This window comes from Spirosoma areae, assembly GCF_054781775.1.
In genome coordinates, this window is record NZ_BAAGTT010000034.1 from 1 (window position 1) to 17,974 (window position 17,974).

Below are 17,974 nucleotides of genomic sequence, written 5' to 3' on the forward strand. Positions count from 1 at the left end.
CGGTCCCGCGCAACGGCGGACCGTCCGCGTTACATGTAAATTGTTTTATTTACTTGCCGTCAATGCCGACTGAAATTCTTTATAGGTACCCGTTTTATACTGGTCGAATGGTTCTTTCTGGTGGTAGTTTTTACCGAAATAGGTAATAATCTGGTGAAAAGTGCGCGGTTCCAGATAGCCGGCAATGGGTTGAATCAGATTAAATTTCTCATCCAGAAACACCGTTGTGGGGTAACTCATCTGGTTTTTTAACAGGGCTGCGGCCAGTTCATGAACGCCCCGGCTACCCCCGCTGATGTATTTAAAGGTCTGCTTACCGAGGGTTACGTCCTGAGTTTGCTCGGCATTGAATCGAACAGCGTAGTAATTCTCGTTGACATAATCGACAATCGCGGGTTTGGAGAAAGTTTCGCGGTCCATCACCTTACACCAGCCGCACCAGTCGGTGTAAACATCGACCACAAATTTTTTCGGCTTTTTCTGAGTCAGGGCGTATGCTTCCTGAACGGTTAGCCAGTTGATGTGTTTACGCTCGCCAACGGTTTTAGGCGGACCAGAAGTTACGCTGAACTGTTTAGTGGGCAGCGTTGTGCGAAAGGCACTAATCGTCAGGAGGACGAAGGCGGCAAAAAAGAGGAGCAGACGGTTCATAGAGGTTGTTATTTTGATTGATAACGTTCGGTGGCGTATAAAATTAGCAAAATCGCGCTCGTTTAAACATAAGGGATTCAGCGGAACAGGCAGAGAACGCAGCGTTTTTTTGCCTGTATATTCTTGCATTTAGCTGGCTTTGACTGCCCGCAGGATGTCACGTTTGTGCAGAGGACCGGGATGTTTCTCGACAATCAGGCCAGCCGCCCGCATGTTTCTCTGCACGTAACTCCTTGAACAATAAGTGGTCAATATACCTCCCGGTAACAACAATTGGGCCATTTGTGCAACTATTTCAGGTTCCCAAAGTTCGGGTTGAGCCGTTGGTGCAAAGGCATCATAATAGATTAGGTGAAATCTGTCGTCGGTTTCAAAATCCTGCAAACGACGTTCTATCTTGGTCAGGCTAAAATAGGGATTGATGTCCACGGATTCGTTCCAGGGCGATTCGTGTAGTTTGGCCAAACAGTTGGTTTTAAGCAGTTCATCGAAGTTAAGCTGATGCGCGTCTCCTACGGCTATCGGATAAGCATCCAATGCTGTGTAGCACACCCAGCGTTGGTACGTAGTGGCCTCGCGGGCAGTCAGCAGTGCGTTTAGTCCCGTGCCGAACCCCATTTCAAAGATTCGCAACTTAGTATCAGCGAATTTCTCAAAGGCGGCAAACAAGCCTAATTCGATATAGACTCGCTGCGATTCCTGATACGCGCCATGAATAGAGTGATACGTTTTCTCGAGCATCTGATTGATGACCGTATGTGACCCGTCGGCAGTTATCATCAAACGAACGTTTGCCGTCATAAACTATCAGTTTTTGGATTATTTTTGTCATCAATTAGTGTATAGTGACACTGCACAACAACAAATGGTACAATTCCATTATTCATTATACATTTACCGATACACATTAGTTTATTAACAACAATGATTCAACGCATTCAGACATTATTTTTGTTTCTTATTGCCGTTGCTATGGGCATTGCCCTGGCAAATCCACTCTGGGAAAAAGTTGGTATTAACTCGTCCGAAATGGCGCATTTGACGGCTTTAGAATATAGTCAGCAGGAGGCTGTTATTCAGCAACCAGGACTTCCAGCACAGACTATTCCCACAACCGTTGTAACGTCGGTCTGGTATCTGGGTCTTCTGTTGGCTTTAGTAGCTTTGTCATCGCTCTATGCCCTTTTTCAATACCGCAACCGACTGACCCAAACGGCTTTATGTGCTGTTAATGCCATTATGCTTACGGCTATTATGGGTATTGTGCTGTATCGGACGCTCTACGCGGGCAAAGCATTCGGTAATCCGGCTGACCAGGGCACATTTCTAACGGGTTTCTACGCCATCATTGCCGCGCTGGTTTTCAACGCGCTGGCGAATCGATTCATTCGGAAGGATGAAAAATTAGTGCGCGGCTCAGACCGGCTTCGGTAGTTAATTTAGTAGTGAAGAATGTCGAATGAAGCGTGAAGAATAGGTGTCGTGTCAGCTTATTCTTCACGTTTCATTCGACATTCTTCATTCTTATTAAGTATCTTGAACATCAACGATAACCTCACTCAAGATGCAAAAACGTTTATTCTTCTTTCTTTGCCTATCTTCATCCATTGCGGGCCAACTTTTCGCTCAATCAACTACGGGAACCAGCGCGTCAAGTAGCATTGCCGCCTTTACGGCGGGTATGGAACGCAATGCCGGTTTCCTGACGTATTACTGGGATGCCAAAAAAGGCAAAATCTGGCTTGAGATCTCATCATTCGATACGGAGTTTCTATACTACCCGACCCTGGCGCAGGGCATCGGCTCCAACGACATTGGTCTCGACCGGGGTCGGCTGGGACAGGAGCATGTCGTGAAATTTCAGCGCAGCGGCAACAAGGTTTTGCTGATTGAACCAAACTATGCTTACCGTGCCCTTAGCAGCGACCCGCTCGAACGCCGGGCGGTAGATGAGTCATTTGCAAAGTCGGTTCATGCCGGATTCGAGATTGCGGCTGAAGAAACGGACGGTCCGACGGGTCGGAAAGTTATTGTTGAGCTGACACCGTTTTTGATGCAGGATGCCGTTGGGGCAGTGCAGGCCATAGCCCAAACTAAACAGGGTAGCTACAAATTCGACCCGGTGCGGAGCGCGATGTACCTGCCCCGCACGAAAGCCTTTCCGCAAAATACGGAGTTCGAGACGATGATTACCCTCACCGGCGAGGGAGCCGGGCCATACCTGCGTGAGGTGGTGCCTACACCCGCAGCCGTGACCATGCACCAGCATCATTCGTTTGTGCAACTGCCGGATGCCGACTATAAACCCCGGCTGTTCGACCCGCGCATTGGCTATGGCGGCATCGAGTTTTTCGACTATGCCTCGCCCGTTAGCCAGCCCATCAGGAAACGCTACATTTCGCGGCATCGGCTGGCCAAAAAAGACCCGTCGGCGGCTGTTAGCGAGGCCGTTAAGCCCATTGTGTATTACCTCGACCCCGGCACGCCCGAACCCATCCGCTCGGCCCTGATGGAAGGCACAGCCTGGTGGAATCAGGCGTTTGAAGCGGCTGGCTACAAAAACGCGTTTCAGGTAAAACTGCTGCCACCCGATGCCGACCCAATGGATGTCCGCTACAATCTGGTGCAATGGGTGCATCGGTCCACGCGGGGCTGGTCGTATGGAGCGAGCATCATCGACCCGCGTACCGGTGAAATCATCAAGGGCAAAGTCACACTCGGCTCCCTGCGCGTTCGGCAGGATTACCTGATTGCACAGGGCTTAATCGGTACTTTTGACGGGACCTCGCGCGATAGCTCTCAGACCGACCCGATGCTCGCTATGTCGCTCGACCGGCTACGGCAATTAGCTGCTCATGAAGTAGGGCATACGCTCGGATTACCACACAACTACATCGCCAGCATGCAGAACCGGGCGTCCGTCATGGACTACCCAACGATGGTGGCGAAGGTAAAGGGGGCGAGTATAGACCTGTCGGATGCGTATGCCAAAGGCATTGGCGAGTATGACAAATGGAGCATTCGCTATGGCTATGAGCAATTTCCAGCCCGGCCTGGATTGGCAGGCACAAACGAAAAACAGGAATTAGAGAAGTTAGTGAAGCAGATGCACGCGGCTGGCCTGACGTTTCTGACCGACCAGGATGCCCGGCCCGAAGGTTCCGTTCACCCCGGCACGCACTTGTGGGACAATGGCGCGAATGCCGTAGATGAACTTCGGCGCGTGATGGACGTTCGGCGGGTGGCGCTGGCAAATTTTACGGAAAAGAAAATTCCGGTCGGAACGCCGATGGCCACGCTCGAAGAGGTATTTGTGCCAATGTACATGTTTCATCGCTATCAGGTCGAGGCAGCCGCTAAAGTGCTGGGCGGGCAAACCTACACAAACGCGCTCCGGGGCGACGGGCAGGCCGTTCTATCGGCGGTTCCGGCAGCCGAGCAAAAACGGGCGTTGGATGCTTTGCTGGCTACCCTCGATCCGGCTTTTCTGACTGTTCCGTCCCCGGTTCTGGCTATGATTCCACCCCGCCCCTTCCGGTTCGATCCGAATCCCCGCGAGGTATTCAAACGTCGGACGGGCTTAACCTTCGACCCAATGGGACCACCCGAAGCAGCGGCAGGTATGACCCTGCGCTTATTGCTGCACCCGGAGCGATGTGCCCGGTTATCGCATCAACGGTGGACCATCAACGGGTTGCTGCCAAGTCTTGATCAAGTGATTGAGCAGTTGATTACGTCGACTTATGGCACCTCAAAAGACTATCGACAGGTCAAAAAAGACATTACTTATACGGGCGCCATTCGGCGTATGCTCCACCAGAAAGTGCTGGAACGGCTGATGCAATTAGCTATCGACAAAGACGTAGATGGTGCTGTCCGGGCCTCAGCGCATGAGGGCATTATGCGGATAAAAAGCCAATATGCTGTTGAACCAACCATTAATATACCAACGGGAAGAACGCTTAATAACGAAGCATCGCCGGGCGCAACCTCCGATTATCTATATTGGCTAATCAGCCAATATGAGACGAATCCCATGTCAATTCCTCTGACTACTCCTTCTTCCCCGCCCGATGGTGCGCCCATCGACCCCGGCCAGGAATGGCTTTCGCCCGATTGTGACTGGCGATAGCTACCCTGACCCTTCATAAAAAAGCGCCCCAATCATCTGGGGCGCTTTTTTTGTGCTACACATTAGCGCTACTTTTCCGTCGTTTCCTGGCAGGCATCGACGGTCATACCGGTCATATCGCGTTTGGCTGTACTTTCTGTCACTTCCGACAACTCCAGACGGGTGCGGGTAATACTCGATTTCTGGTCACCCTTCACGTAGTACTTCTTCCCGGCTTCGACATCCATATCAAGGCCGGTTTCTTTCTTGAAGATTTCTACGCCCCCACGGTGTGCGGTTAAGGATAATTTACCGGGTTTGGCTTTGTATTCGATGTAGCGGTTATTGCTGAGTTTACAAATTCGCTCCCCATTAGCGAAGATAGCATAGTTCAGTCCCGACCCAAAAAACTGGCCACCCCGGTAAATATAGACCGTTGCAAAATCGGCATGAACACGCGTACCGGGTAAATCAGAACGAAAAGCTGTCGACAAAAGGAACAGACAGAGGGCAAAAAGGTAGGTTGTTTTTTTCATTTCGATTAGAATAGCTTGGTTTTCAGTCGGCTAAACTAAAAGGCAGATTAATCCCCCGCAACAGACCAGAAATAAATCATACAAATGCAGGATGCTGAAGCTACCGATTCGAGATAAAATTCTCGAAATCCCCGAAAAATCATGCAAATGGATAAGAGGCTGCTATGATGTTCCATGTTTCAGTAAACTCACCATCGTATTAACTGGAATATGGAACTTGAAACATGGAACATTTTAACAACTACACCCCAATATTCAACGTACTCAGCACCCCGTTCATGTTCCGAACGGCATCCGCCGATTTGCTGAAAGCAGCCTGCTCGTCGTCGTTTAGTTTGTAGTCGATGATTTCTTCCCAGCCCGTGCGGCCCAAAACGACCGGTACGCCGAGGCAAATGTCTGACTGTCCATATTCCCCTTCCAGCAACACGCAGGATGGAATTACACGCTTCTGGTCGCGCAGGATGCTCTCGACCATGTAAGCCCCGGCGGCCCCCGGCGCGTACCAGGCCGATGTACCAATCAGGCCCGTCAGTGTAGCGCCACCCACCATTGTGTCGGCGGCCACTTTTTTCAGCGTTTCGGCGTCTAAAAACTGACTTACGGGCACCCCGGCTTTGGTAGCTAAGCGCGTGAGGGGAATCATGGTCGTGTCGCCATGACCACCGATAACCGATGCCTGTAAATCGTTCGGTGAGCAGTTCAGCGCCAGCGACAGGTAGGTTTTAAACCGGGCCGAATCCAAGGCTCCACCTAAGCCGATAACCCGGTTTTTGGGCAACCCCGACGATTTCAGCGCGAGGTACGTCATCGTGTCCATCGGGTTGGAGATAATAACAAAAATCGCGTCGGGCGAGTGTTTCAGAATGTTTTCTGTTACGCCTTTCACGATGCCCGCGTTGATACCAATGAGGTCTTCGCGGGTCATGCCCGGCTTACGCGGTATCCCCGATGTGATAACAACGACATCGGAGCCCGCCGTTTTTTCATAATCATTGGTAGCGCCCGTCAGTTTCACGTCGCAGTCGAGCAGCGTCGACGCCTGTAGCATATCGAGCGATTTCCCTTCGCTAAGACCTTCTTTAATGTCTAACAGAACGACTTCGTGGGCGATTTCACGGCGGGCGATGTTGTCGGCACAGGTGGCCCCAACGGCCCCGGCACCTACTACGGTAACTTTCATACAGTATTCGGAATTAAAGGGTTAACAAGCGAGCGCAAAAGTAAGGCCCCGGTTCAAGACAAACCAATAGGGTTCGGAATAAAACTTCTGATGCTGTTTCTCGTTAATAGACTATTCAGCACAATTTTTTGTTAGATCGTCACCACAACTTGCTTTGCTGTTCCGGCCCTGATTGGAATGGCGTACAAACGAATGACAAACCAACGTCTCATAACGCGGATTTTATCCTCCATTTTCTTTAAACGGGCGAATATCGGTGCCGTTCGCTATGCCCGAAATACCCGAAGTTTATTAGAGTTGATCCGGGAAGCACTCAACAAAAGCGGAGGATTATCAGGAGCGAACATTTCCGCTTTTCGGGAGCAGTTGAGCATTGTTACGCGGCTGCTGAAGGCTTACGCATCGGGCGAGTACCGTCAGTTGCCCTGGAAAACCCTGATTCGGATCATTGCGGTGCTGATTTATTTTGTGTCACCCATCGACATCCTGCCCGATTTTCTGCCCATCATTGGTTTATCAGACGATATTGCGCTGATGCTCTGGCTGTTTAGCGGTATTCGGGATGATATTGAGAAATTCCGGCAGTGGGAATTCACGGCGACGAAGCCGCGCGAGGAAGCCCCCCACCGGACGGAAACGATTAAAATTGGATGAAAAATTGTTCCAGGATTCATATTTTAGGTTCCAGGTTTTCATGCGTTAATCAGAAACTTTGAACCTGGCACCTAAAACATGAAACCGAATTAACTGTTGGTGCGTAAGTTTCATTTAGTTTTAATAGATTGTACGAGAGAGTTTTGTTAATTTTGCATACATTCAAATCCTCAGAATCATGATTTCAGCGAGCATTTTTGCAATTATGGGTTTGGGCGGTCAGGAAATGATTTTTATCTTCCTGGCATTGCTCCTGTTGTTCGGCGCGAAGAAAATTCCAGAACTCGCACGGGGTCTTGGCAAAGGCATCAAAGAGTTCAAAGACGCTACGAAAGACGTTCGCGAGAACATCGAAGAAGGTCTGAAACAACCCGAAAAATAAGTAAATGGTATAACCAGCAGACAATCAGGCGGTCCCAATCTGGAGCCGCTTGATTGTCTGTTTTTATTGGTTTACAGCCCCCTAACCCCCAAAGGGGGAAGTGCTGCCGCATAGTTGCTGTCGCATCTTTTAATGTTGCGGCAGCACTTCCCCCTTTGGGGGTTAGGGGGCTGTAAATCGTAAACTGTTCTCTGTGAACCCTTACCGTAGCTTTTCTTCCGTTCAGGCCGACCTCCAGGCCGGAGCCATTACCTGCCGCCAATTGGTGGAGCAGTATCTCGCCCGCATTGCCGAGCATCAGCATCTTAACGTTTTCACTGAAGTATATGCCGATGAGGCCCGGCAACAGGCTGATGTCGTCGACCTGAAAATAGCATCCGGCACGGCGGGGCGACTGGCTGGCATGGTCATTGGCATTAAAGATGTGCTCAGCTATGCTGGTCATAGCGTTCGGGCTGGAAGCCGGATTCTGGAAAATTTCACGGCGCAGTTTACAGCTACGGCCGTGCAGCGGCTATTGGATGAAGACGTTATTATCATTGGTCGGCAAAACTGCGATGAGTTTGCCATGGGGTCCTCGAATGAAAATTCGGCGTTTGGCCCCGTCCGCAATGCCGCCGACACGAGCCGGGTGCCGGGCGGGTCGAGTGGCGGGTCGGCGGTAGCGGTGCAGGCTGGGCTTTGTTTAGCCAGTATCGGCTCCGATACGGGCGGATCGGTTCGGCAGCCAGCCGCCTTTTGTGGCGTGGTGGGCCTGAAACCAACCTATGGGCGCATCAGCCGCTGGGGTCTCATTGCTTATGCCTCTTCCTTCGATTGCGTCGGTCCCATTGCTAACACGGTTGATGATGCAGCCCTTTTGCTCGAAATTATGGCAGGGCCTGATGAGTTCGACAGCACCGTGTCGAGTCAGCCCGTTTCGACTTATTCAAAGGCAACGTTACCCAGTCATACCAACGGACTGCGTCCCCTTCGCGTTGCCTATTTGCGTGATGGTGTAGAGAGTGCGGGTGTCGATGTGAGCATCCGGGAAGCTACGCTCGCTAAAATCAACGCCCTGAAAGACGCGGGCCATACGGTAGAACCCGTCGACATTTCGCTTCTAAAGTATCTGCTGCCCACGTATTACATCTTAACCACCGCCGAAGCCTCGTCGAATCTGTCGCGCTTTGATGGTGTACGGTATGGATACAGAAGTCAACCGACCGGGACATCTGTTTTGGACCTTTTGTCGTTGTACAAAAAAAGTCGGACAGAAGGGTTTGGCGCAGAAGTACGACGGCGGATTTTACTCGGCACCTTTGCGCTAAGTGCCAGCTATTATGATGCTTATTACACAAAAGCGCAGCAGGTTCGGCGGCTGATTCGGCAGGAAACCGAACGGCTGTTTGAGGAGTATGATTTTTTACTATCGCCTACCACGCCAACGACGGCGTTTCGGCTGGGCGAAAAAACCGGTGATTCGCTGCAAATGTACCTCGCCGATATTTTCACAGTGCAGGCCAACGTGGTAGGTTATCCGGCCATATCCATTCCTAACGGCACTAATGCCGATGGCTTGCCAATTGGTTTGCAACTGATGGCTCCGCCCTTTGCCGAAGGGAAATTGGTGGCGCTTGGGAACTATGTAATGCGGCTTTCCAGCCGCATTGTTTAACCAAAGAGTAGCGGTTCTCCAGCCGCATTACGTAACGATAACAAGACCTATATGAACTACCTGAACCGTAGCCTGTTGAGACTGGGGCTGTTGAGTGCGGTAGTGGGACTGACAACAGCAGCCCGCGCCGAAACTACGATTCAATTAGACAGTACAATCGTCAGAAAAGATACCGTTGCGGCCGTGCCGACAGTGCCTGACAGTTTGCTGCGGGAACGATTAGCTACGTTGCAGAAGGCTATTCCACTGAATTACCACAAGGCGGTTCAGGCGTATGTGGATTACTTCACCTTTCGCAGGGCGAGCTACACACGGACTATGCTGGAGAAGATGCCGCTCTTCTTTCCCCTGTATGAACGAATGCTGGCGCAGTATGGCCTGCCCGATGAACTGAAATACCTCTCGATTGTGGAGTCGGCACTGAACCCACGCGCTATTTCACGCGCTGGGGCGGGCGGGCTTTGGCAAATTATGCCCGGCACAGGCCGTGACCTGAAACTTTATCAGGACGATTATGTAGACGAGCGGATGGATCCCGTTAAAGCCACCGAAGCGGCCTGCAAATACCTCCGCGATTTGTACAACATCTTCGGCGACTGGGAGTTGGCAATGGCGGGTTATAACTGCGGGCCAGGTGCCGTAAAACGGGCCATGCGTCGGTCAGGTGGAGATTCGTTCTATTCCATTTATGACGCGCTGCCAAAAGAAACCCGTGGCTATGTGCCACAGTTTGTTGCCTTCATGTATCTGATGAATCATGCCGGTGACCATGGTATCGTTGCGGAGAAGTACGAGTATCCCATTCCGCACGATACCATTCAAATCAGCGGTTATTTTAACCTCGAAAGCTTCGCCAAACATAGCACCATGCCGCTGGCCGATTTGCAGAAAATGAACCCGGCTATCACGACAACAATTCTGCCCGACTATACAAACCGGTATCCCCTGCGAATTCCCCGCGAACAATATGCTTATTTTTCGAGCCGACGTCGGACCATCCTGGATTCGTCCAGTCAACGGCCCGGCGTTATGGACCATATTCTGCTGGCCAATGCCGAAGATGTTCGGTACGGAAGCGACTCGGCGGGTGTCTGGACTGACTTGGGACGCAACCCACTGGCGCACATACGTTTAGAGGAAAACCCTGCTGAGACTGCCCAGGTTGCCGTAGCTGAACCCGACGATGAACCCGAAGAAGATTTAGAAACGGTGGTTCTGCGAAAGCCCCGCAAACAAACCTATGTGGTCAGAAAAGGCGATAACTTAGGCGACATTGCCGACCGCTATAACGTTGAACTCTACGACCTCAAACGCTGGAACCACCTGCGGTCAACCCGGATCCAGCGGGGGCAAAAGCTGGTGATTCTGAAAGAAGTCGCCGAAACGCGCGCCGAACGGCTGGCCAGTCAGGGAACTGCCAAAGGCCGCCAAAAAGCCGAGAGTATTGCCAAAACGAAGCGCTACAAGCCCCGTTATCATCGGGTGCAGGATGGCGATACCCTCTGGAACATTGCCCAACGCTACGACGGCCTGACCATCGACCGGCTTAAGAAACTAAACCACATCCGAACCAATGCGCTACGGCCCGGCCAGAAGTTGATTGTTGGCTAACATTGTTTCAGGTTTCATGTTCCAGCCGGGTCGTCGGTGTAGCTCTATAAGGGTCCACACGGTTCTGCAACTTGAAGCATCGAACGTGAAGCAGAACCCACGATTTAACTAAGAAAAGTCGTGGGTTTTTCGTATCTTTAGGTACACATAATAAGCTCAGAAACAGGCTTTTCCAAATTAAGAATGATTGCTTATTTAGACGGAATTCTGTCCTATAAAGAACCTACCTACGCCATCATCGACGTTCATGGCGTGGGCTATGCTGTACACATATCCCTGCAAACCTATTCCGTTTTGCCGGGCGGTGGCGACCGGATAAAGCTATTTATTCACCACCTGTTCCGCGAAGACAATCAGGCCCTATACGGCTTTGCCAACGCCGACGAAAAGTCGCTCTTTCTTGATTTAATTGGTGTTTCGGGCGTTGGGCCGAATACCGCGCTCGGTATGCTGTCGGCCATGCAGCCGGGCGATTTGCGGCTGGCTATCCTGGGCGAAAACGTGCGTGCTGTGCAGGCCATCAAAGGGATTGGCGCTAAAACGGCCCAACGAATCATTCTCGAACTACGCGATAAAATGAAGCGGTCGGGTGTCGTATCCAATGGGCCGACTTACCGCCAACAGACTGCGGATCCCGTTCGGGAAGAGTCACTGGCGGCATTGGTAGCGTTAGGTTTTCCTAAAGCGACTGCCGAAAAAAGTGTGGACGATGCCCTGAAAGCCGAACCAAACCTGACTGTTGAAGAGGTGATTCGGCGGGCGTTGCGATAAAACAGATATGGTGTCAGATTGGAACCGCTCAGGCGGCCCCACTGACACCATGTCTGTTTTATCCAGTTTATTTGGCGTTAGTCAACTCCGGCAGCCTTCTTTTTTTTGTTTTTAGCCATCGCTTTCAGTTCCTTGGCATCGCTTTTCATTACTTTCTTTTCGGCCTTCTCCATTTTTCGATCAGCCTTGGCCATTCTCGTTTTAGGGTCAGAAACGCCTTTCACTTCCAGGCCTTTGTGTGTTCTGGCTTCCATTTTATACTCATGGGCCTTCGCCACTTTTTTCTCGGCCTTCATTTCCTTTTTGGCTGCTTTTGCTTCCTGAACGGCCTGTGCGAAACTGGATTGCGCTACTACCAATAAGGCGCAGGCAGTAGCAGCAATAATTAGCTTTTTCATAACAATTGGTGGTTTAATGACCTGCTCACCGTTTAGCGAGCCTTTCAATCCTATCTAACCAACTACAAAACCTTTTGTTTAATTAACTGGTAATCAAGGGTATATTCCATTAAACCCATAGGACTATGGTCATTATTGACTATAGTCCTGGTTACCATGAATGAAAAGTAAAGACGCTTAACAGCGAAATCCCTAACCGATTGAATGTCGGTTAGGGATTTCGCTGTTAATTTACCGGACTGCCTTTCAGGTAAGTTTCCAGATAATTTGTGTACTGCTGATACAACAGCAACTGCGTAGCGGCACTGTAGGCAACCCCGTGTGCACCAGGCGGATAAATCCGCAAATCAGCATCTTTGCCTGCATCTTCCAGGGCATTCATCAGTTGAAATGTGTTGCGAACGTGTACGTTCTCGTCCATGGTGGAGTGAGCAATGAACATTTTCCCGACCAGGTTTTTCGCATAAGGCGACACCGCGCTGATTTTGTATTTCTCTTCGTTTTCGGGTAGCAGCCCCATGTAGCGCTCGGTATAAATAGCGTCGTAGAGCCGCCAGTCGGTGACGGGTGCGCCAACGAGCGAAAGTTTAAATACACCAGGGTGAGTCAGCATGGTGTAGCTGCTCGTATAGCCACCATAGCTATGGCCCCGGATGGCCATTCGGTTGGCATCTATCCAGGGTTGCCTGGCTAAGTAGGCGGCTGTTTCGGCAAAATCCTGGCTTTCATATTTACCTAATTTTTCATAAACGATTTTCTCAAAAGCACTGCCATAGCCTCCGCTGCCCCGGTTGTTCACGCTCACAACTACGTAGCCCGTCTGCGCCAGCCATTGATGCCAACCCGTTGTGGCCCATTCATTATAAACCGACTGTGCGCCCGGCCCGCCGTAAACATCCAGCACAACGGGATATTTCTTAGTTCCGTCAAAGCCAAGTGGTTTACTAATCGAAATGTCTAAATACTGCCCATCGGAGGTTGTGAAAGAAGCCAGTTCCTTCGGCGCGTAATCGTGGCCCGCCACATAATCGGATACTTTTTTGTTGGTTTCCAGCGCCTTAATCAGTTGACCTTTTGTATCGCGCAGTTCGACCTGGGCTGGCAACGAAACGCTGGAATATTTATCAATGAAATACTGACCACCGGGCGAGAAATTGACCGTATGCTTGCCCGGCACCGTTGTCAGCCGGCGTTTGTTTTTGCCATCCACATCGGCCACAAACAGTTGCCGCTCCAACGGCGAGGCTTCCGTCGAGGAGAAATATACTTTCTTCGTTTTCGGGTCGATGTGATGCACAAACGTGACTTCCCACTTGCCACTCGTGACCGCATTAAGCAGCTTGCCCGCATAATCGTAGCGATAGAGGTGCGAATAGCCATCGCGGTCCGACACCCAGTAAAACTCCTCTACACCCGTCGGAAAGTAGATGAGGTGGTTGATTCCCGCAAAGAAATCAAAAATGTCAATCCAGGTGTTCGACTTCTCCTCCATAATCTGTTTAGCCATGCCGGTGCGGACGTTGGTCATGAACAGCCGCAGGTGATTTTGTTTGCGGTTGAGGTGAACGAGCGCGAGTTGGCCTTCCTGCGTGGTCCAGTAGATGCGCGGAATATAGCCATCCTCTAAATCAACCTTCATCCACTGTTTTGACTTACTGGCAATTTCGATGACCCCAATGCGAACGGTCGGGTTTTGGTCGCCAACGCGCGGATAAGGCAGCGAATCGAATTTTTCGTCAAACCCTTTGTAATCAGTCAGTTTATACATGGGAACCTGCCGCTCATCGGACTGCCAGAAAGCAATGAACTTGCTGTCGGGCGACCAGTCCCATGCCTGCGCCAAACCGAATTCTTCTTCATAGGCCCAGCCGAAGCGACCATTGTAGAACGACGGTTTGGCATCATCGGTGAGTTGGGTTTCTTTCTGGTTTGCGAAATCAAAGACAAACAGATTACCACCCCGCTCGTAGCCAATTTTCTGCCCATCGGGGGATAGCTCGGCGGTTTGGGCATCTTTGGCCACGAGTTTCAGGCTTTTATCGGCTACCGAATAGACATAATAATCCGACACGCCGGAATGCCGGTAAACAGGCCGGAAATTGCTCTGAAACAGAATGTTCTTTGAGTCTTTCGACCATTGAAACGACCCATAGGCAAACGGCTTGTCGGTGCCGGGAAATTTCAACTGGCTCCCGTCAAAAACGACGGCTTCTTTCTGGTCTTTTGGCGACAGGGTTTTAATCGTATTCTGCCCGTCGATGAAGGAGAATTTGCTGCCTCCCTCAATCCAGTTGACCGAGCGCGGCCCCGGCGAACCAGCCAATTGCCCACCCGAAAAGATGGCTTCCTGAAGGTTAGCATACCGTTGTTTGGATTGAGCGTCGGCAGTTTGGGCAATCAGCCCCCAATTGAGGAGAACCAGGACGCCGGTGAGCCATCCGGTTTTAAGACGAGTTGTCATGTACGAAGTGCTTGATTAAAACACCAAATTTACTAAAAATACCTGCCTATAACTACCCTAAGAAGCTGTTGGAGCTATTGATTTGAGACTGAGAATAGTGGATTTCGGTCTTATACTTCGTTACTTTTTCGGTCCTTAGCTTTGGCTGCGCCCCTTAAAAGTGCCTCGTCTAAAACCGAAATCCACTGTTTTCAGACCAAAGAAATTAATTCCAACAGCTTCTGAACAATAAGCGCTTCGTTGCACGGGTGCATCTATTCTAAAAAATGATTGTCATTAAACCATTTGCAGTTCCTGTTTATGCCTATATTTAATTTTCAGGCCATTTTTCAGTTATCAACTTTATCAATTCTCATCACCTATGACCAATTATTACCCATCTCCCGACCGATGTATCCGCCATCTTTGGCTACTCGGTTTAACGCTCCTTGTCTGCGCCAATGCGTTGGCGCAAGGCACGCGCTACACCCTCAAAGGCCGTGTTATTGACCCTGATAAGCAGGCACTGCCCGGCACAACCGTAGTACTCGTTGGCACAACCCTCGGCACCACCACCGATGCCGAAGGCAACTACACGCTTCCTATAACGCTGAAGCCCGGCCCGGCAACCGTAGCCTTTACAGCCATCGGCTACGAAACCCTGCGCCAACCCATAACGCTGGGAAATACCGAAGAGGTTACGGTGAATGCGGAACTGGCAGCCGCTACAACCAACCTCGACGAAGTGGTTGTGACCGGCTCCACCCTGTCGGCGCCCAAGCGCGAATTGGGGAACGCCATCAGCACCATCAAAGCCGCCGATTTGCAGCAAACGGGTTCAGGAAATCTGATCAACTCGTTGCAGGGCAAAGTTCCGGGCGCACAGATCACGCAAAACTCCGGCGATCCGGCAGGCGGAATCAGCATTCGGTTGCGGGGCATCAAGTCACTGGTTGGCTCATCAGACCCCTTGTATGTTGTCGATGGCGTGATTGTAAGTAACGCGAGCACAAACGTATCGCAGATCGCCCTGGCAAACGACGTGGGAAATGCCAACGTTGGCCAAAATCGCCTGTCCGATATTAATCCTGACGACATCGCTACGCTGAACGTAATCAATGGCGCGGCTGCGGCTGCTCAATATGGATCGCGGGCGGCCAATGGGGTGGTTATTATTACGACCAAACGCGGGCAGACCGGCAAAGCGCAGGTAACCTTTTCGACATCGTTTAATATCAATGAGTTACGGCAGGGCGTACCGGTCAATACCTACGGCAAGCAATTTGGGTTTGCCGCCTTACGGCTCTATACCATCGGGGGCGTTTCAGCGGCTCAGATTGCGGCCAATCCCGGCACCACGACCATGAATATTTACCGCGATGGGGCCAATACCGCCTTAGCCACCAATCTGGTCGATGTGCAGCGCTATAACTATTTCGACCAGATTTTTCGGACTGGCTACGGCACCGATAATAACCTCTCTGTTTCGGGCGGGCGCGACAACACGCAGTATTATTTCTCGTTCGGGTATCTCAAGAATCAGGGCATTATCAAGGATACCGATTTCACCCGCTACAACCTCCGCGCCCGCGTCGATCAGCGGCTGACCAATTGGGCCAAAGTGTCGGTGGGACTAAGTTATGCCAACAGCTTTTCCAATGAGAAAGCGAATGGCAACGTGTTTTATAGCCCGATCAACTCGGTCAATATCACCAATAATATCTACGACATCACCATCCGCGATGCTGCCGGGAATCTACAGGCCGTTGAGCCAACGCGCGTTAATCCCCTCTCGACCATCGAAGACATGAAGTTTTCGCAGGCTGTGAGCCGCACCATCAGCAGCCTTCAGTTGAACCTAACTCCGCTGAAGGGCCTGACGATTGACTACATTGCCGGAGTCGATGCGTATGGACAGTTTGGCAAAAACTACATCCGTCCCTATCCGTACCAGGCCATTGCCGGTCTGCCAGCCGCCCGTTATCCGGGCGGGTTTGCCGCTACGGCCACCAATCAGGTACTTCAATTCAACAATGACCTGAACGCACAGTATGAGCGGCAGTTTAGCGACAAGTTTAAGCTGAACGCGGCTATTGGCTATAGCTACCAGTTTTTTCAGTCCGATTATTCGTCTAATAGCGGGCAGAATCTGGCACCGTTTATCGAAACAGTCAACGGAGCCAGCAACACGACCTATCAGGTTCGTTACGATCTGGACCGATATAGCCTGAGTGGGTTGTTTGCCCAGGCAACGATTGGCTACCGGAATCTGGCGTTTATTACCGGGGCCGTCCGTCGCGATCAGTCGTCGAAATTCTCGCCCAGCCAGACCAATCAGTATTACCCCAAAGTGAGCGGCTCGTTTATCATTTCGGATTTTGATTTCTGGAAAAACCTGTCGTTCAACAATTCCTTCAATAGCCTGAAACTGCGGGCCAGCTACGGCGAAGCGGGCAACCTGTCGGGCATTGGCTCCTATGCCCGTTTCTACCAGTTCAGCCCGGTGGGCCTTCTCGGCAAAAACACCGTAACACCCGGCACCCAGTTGGCCAACCCCGACGTACAGCCCGAGCGAATGGCCGAACTGGAAGGTGGCGTCGATTTGGCGTTCCTGAGCGGCCGGATTGGGCTGGGCATAACCGCTTATAATCAGAAAATCAGCAGCTTAGTGGTCAACCGAACGGTAGCGCCAACGTCTGGTGGTACGAGCATCGTCAACAATGTGGGGTCGATGGAAAACAAAGGGTTTGAGATTACACTGGACGTAACTCCCATCAAAACCAAAAACCTGACCTGGGATTTCACCGTTATCTACAACCATAACCGCAATAAGATCCTGGACCTGGGCGGCCAGCCAATCATTAACCCCGATGCCTCATCGGCGTCGGGAACGCCGGTTTCCCTGATTGTCAATCAGCCGGTTGGCGTTTTTTATGGCACGGGGTACGCACGCAATACGGACGGCTCACTGATTCTGTCGCCTTCCGGCTTTCCGCAGTCAGAACGAGCTTCTTCGCAGGCAAACGGGGCCATTGATTTTGTACCCGCCCGCAATACAGACGGCACCTTCGATGTCTCGAAGCCTCTTGCTAACGTCATCATTGGCAATCCCAATCCGAAGTGGACCGGCTCGTTCAGCACCAATCTATCCTACAGAAAGCTGAACCTACATGTTCTCTTAGACGCTGTGCAGGGCGTTGACGTATTCAACGCCGACAAGCGGACGCGGCAGGGCGTGGGCTTAGGCGACTTTGCCGAACAGGAATTGCGCGGGACGCTGCAACGGGGTTATATTTTTGGAGTCTACAACACGCAGGAATTCCGTGTCGATCCGGGTTCATACACCAAATTGCGCGAGGTAGCTATTAGCTATACACTGCCCACACTGATTAAAGCCATTAGCCGGCTGAACCTGTCCGTCATTGGTCGTAATCTGTATTCCTGGGATAACTACACGGGCTTCGACCCGGAAACCAACGCTGGCGGCAACAACGACCTGTTGCGGGGCATTGACTTCGGTAACGTCCCTATTCCCCGCACCTATCAACTCAAACTGACGGCAACGTTTTAACCTTAGCGG

At 51.2% G+C, this 17,974-nt stretch carries 14 protein-coding genes; 8 read left to right on the top strand and 6 right to left on the bottom strand.

What is annotated here, in order from left to right:
* Window positions 1-45: 45 nt before the first annotated feature.
* Together ACYVI1_RS19125 and mnmC2 are read right to left on the bottom strand one after the other, a co-directional pair.
* On the bottom strand, window positions 46-651 hold the full coding sequence (locus ACYVI1_RS19125) for a thioredoxin family protein (RefSeq protein WP_460912349.1): 606 nt from the start codon (window positions 649-651) through the stop codon (window positions 46-48).
* 129 nt (window positions 652-780) lie between these two features.
* Entirely contained in the window at window positions 781-1,452 is a 672-nt protein-coding gene (gene mnmC2, locus ACYVI1_RS19130; protein ID WP_460912350.1) for a tRNA (5-methylaminomethyl-2-thiouridine)(34)-methyltransferase MnmC2, read from the bottom strand.
* Between the two features lie 123 nt (window positions 1,453-1,575).
* On the opposite strand from mnmC2, the gene ACYVI1_RS19135 reads away from it, so the two are divergent.
* On the top strand, window positions 1,576-2,085 hold the full coding sequence (locus tag ACYVI1_RS19135) for a DUF4293 domain-containing protein (protein ID WP_460912351.1): 510 nt from the start codon (window positions 1,576-1,578) through the stop codon (window positions 2,083-2,085).
* Between the two features lie 130 nt (window positions 2,086-2,215).
* Window positions 2,216-4,783 carry a zinc-dependent metalloprotease gene (locus ACYVI1_RS19140; protein WP_460912352.1) on the top strand — a complete coding sequence of 856 codons (2,568 nt, stop codon included), beginning with the start codon at window positions 2,216-2,218 and terminating at the stop codon, window positions 4,781-4,783.
* Window positions 4,784-4,851: 68 nt separating this feature from the next.
* Here ACYVI1_RS19140 and ACYVI1_RS19145 read toward each other — a convergent pair whose 3' ends face one another.
* Complete coding sequence (locus tag ACYVI1_RS19145; protein WP_460912353.1) at window positions 4,852-5,298, bottom strand: DUF2846 domain-containing protein; 447 nt, start codon at window positions 5,296-5,298, stop codon at window positions 4,852-4,854.
* 241 nt (window positions 5,299-5,539) lie between these two features.
* On the bottom strand, window positions 5,540-6,481 hold the full coding sequence (gene mdh, locus ACYVI1_RS19150) for a malate dehydrogenase (RefSeq protein WP_460912354.1): 942 nt from the start codon (window positions 6,479-6,481) through the stop codon (window positions 5,540-5,542).
* A gap of 192 nt (window positions 6,482-6,673) precedes the next feature.
* Here mdh and ACYVI1_RS19155 point away from each other — a divergent pair, with 192 nt between their 5' ends.
* From ACYVI1_RS19155 to ruvA, 5 genes are all read left to right on the top strand, one after another.
* Window positions 6,674-7,135 carry a YkvA family protein gene (locus ACYVI1_RS19155; protein ID WP_460912355.1) on the top strand — a complete coding sequence of 154 codons (462 nt, stop codon included), beginning with the start codon at window positions 6,674-6,676 and terminating at the stop codon, window positions 7,133-7,135.
* Window positions 7,136-7,313: 178 nt separating this feature from the next.
* Entirely contained in the window at window positions 7,314-7,517 is a 204-nt protein-coding gene (locus ACYVI1_RS19160; protein ID WP_460912356.1) for a Sec-independent protein translocase subunit TatA/TatB, read from the top strand.
* A gap of 193 nt (window positions 7,518-7,710) precedes the next feature.
* Window positions 7,711-9,174, top strand: a complete 1,464-nt coding sequence (gene gatA / locus ACYVI1_RS19165; RefSeq protein WP_460912357.1) for an Asp-tRNA(Asn)/Glu-tRNA(Gln) amidotransferase subunit GatA — start codon at window positions 7,711-7,713, stop codon at window positions 9,172-9,174.
* A 51-nt stretch (window positions 9,175-9,225) separates the two neighbouring features.
* Window positions 9,226-10,785 (top strand): lytic transglycosylase domain-containing protein, encoded by a 1,560-nt coding sequence (locus ACYVI1_RS19170; protein WP_460912358.1) that lies wholly within the window; start codon window positions 9,226-9,228, stop codon window positions 10,783-10,785.
* A 183-nt stretch (window positions 10,786-10,968) separates the two neighbouring features.
* Window positions 10,969-11,556: a Holliday junction branch migration protein RuvA gene (gene ruvA, locus ACYVI1_RS19175; RefSeq protein WP_460912359.1), complete on the top strand. Its 588-nt coding sequence runs from the start codon at window positions 10,969-10,971 to the stop codon at window positions 11,554-11,556.
* A 77-nt stretch (window positions 11,557-11,633) separates the two neighbouring features.
* On the opposite strand, the gene ACYVI1_RS19180 is transcribed toward ruvA, so the two are convergent.
* Together ACYVI1_RS19180 and ACYVI1_RS19185 are read right to left on the bottom strand one after the other, a co-directional pair.
* On the bottom strand, window positions 11,634-11,954 hold the full coding sequence (locus ACYVI1_RS19180; protein ID WP_460912360.1) for a hypothetical protein: 321 nt from the start codon (window positions 11,952-11,954) through the stop codon (window positions 11,634-11,636).
* Window positions 11,955-12,180: 226 nt separating this feature from the next.
* The gene (locus ACYVI1_RS19185) at window positions 12,181-14,415 is read right to left on the bottom strand and encodes a S9 family peptidase (RefSeq protein ID WP_460912361.1); all 2,235 of its coding nucleotides are present in this window, start codon (window positions 14,413-14,415) and stop codon (window positions 12,181-12,183) included.
* Window positions 14,416-14,776: 361 nt separating this feature from the next.
* Between ACYVI1_RS19185 and ACYVI1_RS19190 the strand changes: the two genes are divergently transcribed.
* The gene (locus ACYVI1_RS19190) at window positions 14,777-17,965 is read left to right on the top strand and encodes a SusC/RagA family TonB-linked outer membrane protein (RefSeq protein WP_460912362.1); all 3,189 of its coding nucleotides are present in this window, start codon (window positions 14,777-14,779) and stop codon (window positions 17,963-17,965) included.
* Window positions 17,966-17,974: the final 9 nt, after the last annotated feature.

Coding starts and splice junctions, on each gene's coding strand:
- ACYVI1_RS19185 (WP_460912361.1), bottom strand. CDS start 14,415: ATGACAACTCGTCTTAAAACCGGATGGCTCACCGGCGTCCTGGTTCTC.
- ACYVI1_RS19160 (WP_460912356.1), top strand. CDS start 7,314: ATGATTTCAGCGAGCATTTTTGCAATTATGGGTTTGGGCGGTCAGGAA.
- ACYVI1_RS19170 (WP_460912358.1), top strand. CDS start 9,226: ATGAACTACCTGAACCGTAGCCTGTTGAGACTGGGGCTGTTGAGTGCG.
- ACYVI1_RS19190 (WP_460912362.1), top strand. CDS start 14,777: ATGACCAATTATTACCCATCTCCCGACCGATGTATCCGCCATCTTTGG.
- ruvA (WP_460912359.1), top strand. CDS start 10,969: ATGATTGCTTATTTAGACGGAATTCTGTCCTATAAAGAACCTACCTAC.
- ACYVI1_RS19180 (WP_460912360.1), bottom strand. CDS start 11,954: ATGAAAAAGCTAATTATTGCTGCTACTGCCTGCGCCTTATTGGTAGTA.
- ACYVI1_RS19140 (WP_460912352.1), top strand. CDS start 2,216: ATGCAAAAACGTTTATTCTTCTTTCTTTGCCTATCTTCATCCATTGCG.
- ACYVI1_RS19145 (WP_460912353.1), bottom strand. CDS start 5,298: ATGAAAAAAACAACCTACCTTTTTGCCCTCTGTCTGTTCCTTTTGTCG.
- mdh (WP_460912354.1), bottom strand. CDS start 6,481: ATGAAAGTTACCGTAGTAGGTGCCGGGGCCGTTGGGGCCACCTGTGCC.
- mnmC2 (WP_460912350.1), bottom strand. CDS start 1,452: ATGACGGCAAACGTTCGTTTGATGATAACTGCCGACGGGTCACATACG.
- ACYVI1_RS19125 (WP_460912349.1), bottom strand. CDS start 651: ATGAACCGTCTGCTCCTCTTTTTTGCCGCCTTCGTCCTCCTGACGATT.
- ACYVI1_RS19135 (WP_460912351.1), top strand. CDS start 1,576: ATGATTCAACGCATTCAGACATTATTTTTGTTTCTTATTGCCGTTGCT.
- ACYVI1_RS19155 (WP_460912355.1), top strand. CDS start 6,674: ATGACAAACCAACGTCTCATAACGCGGATTTTATCCTCCATTTTCTTT.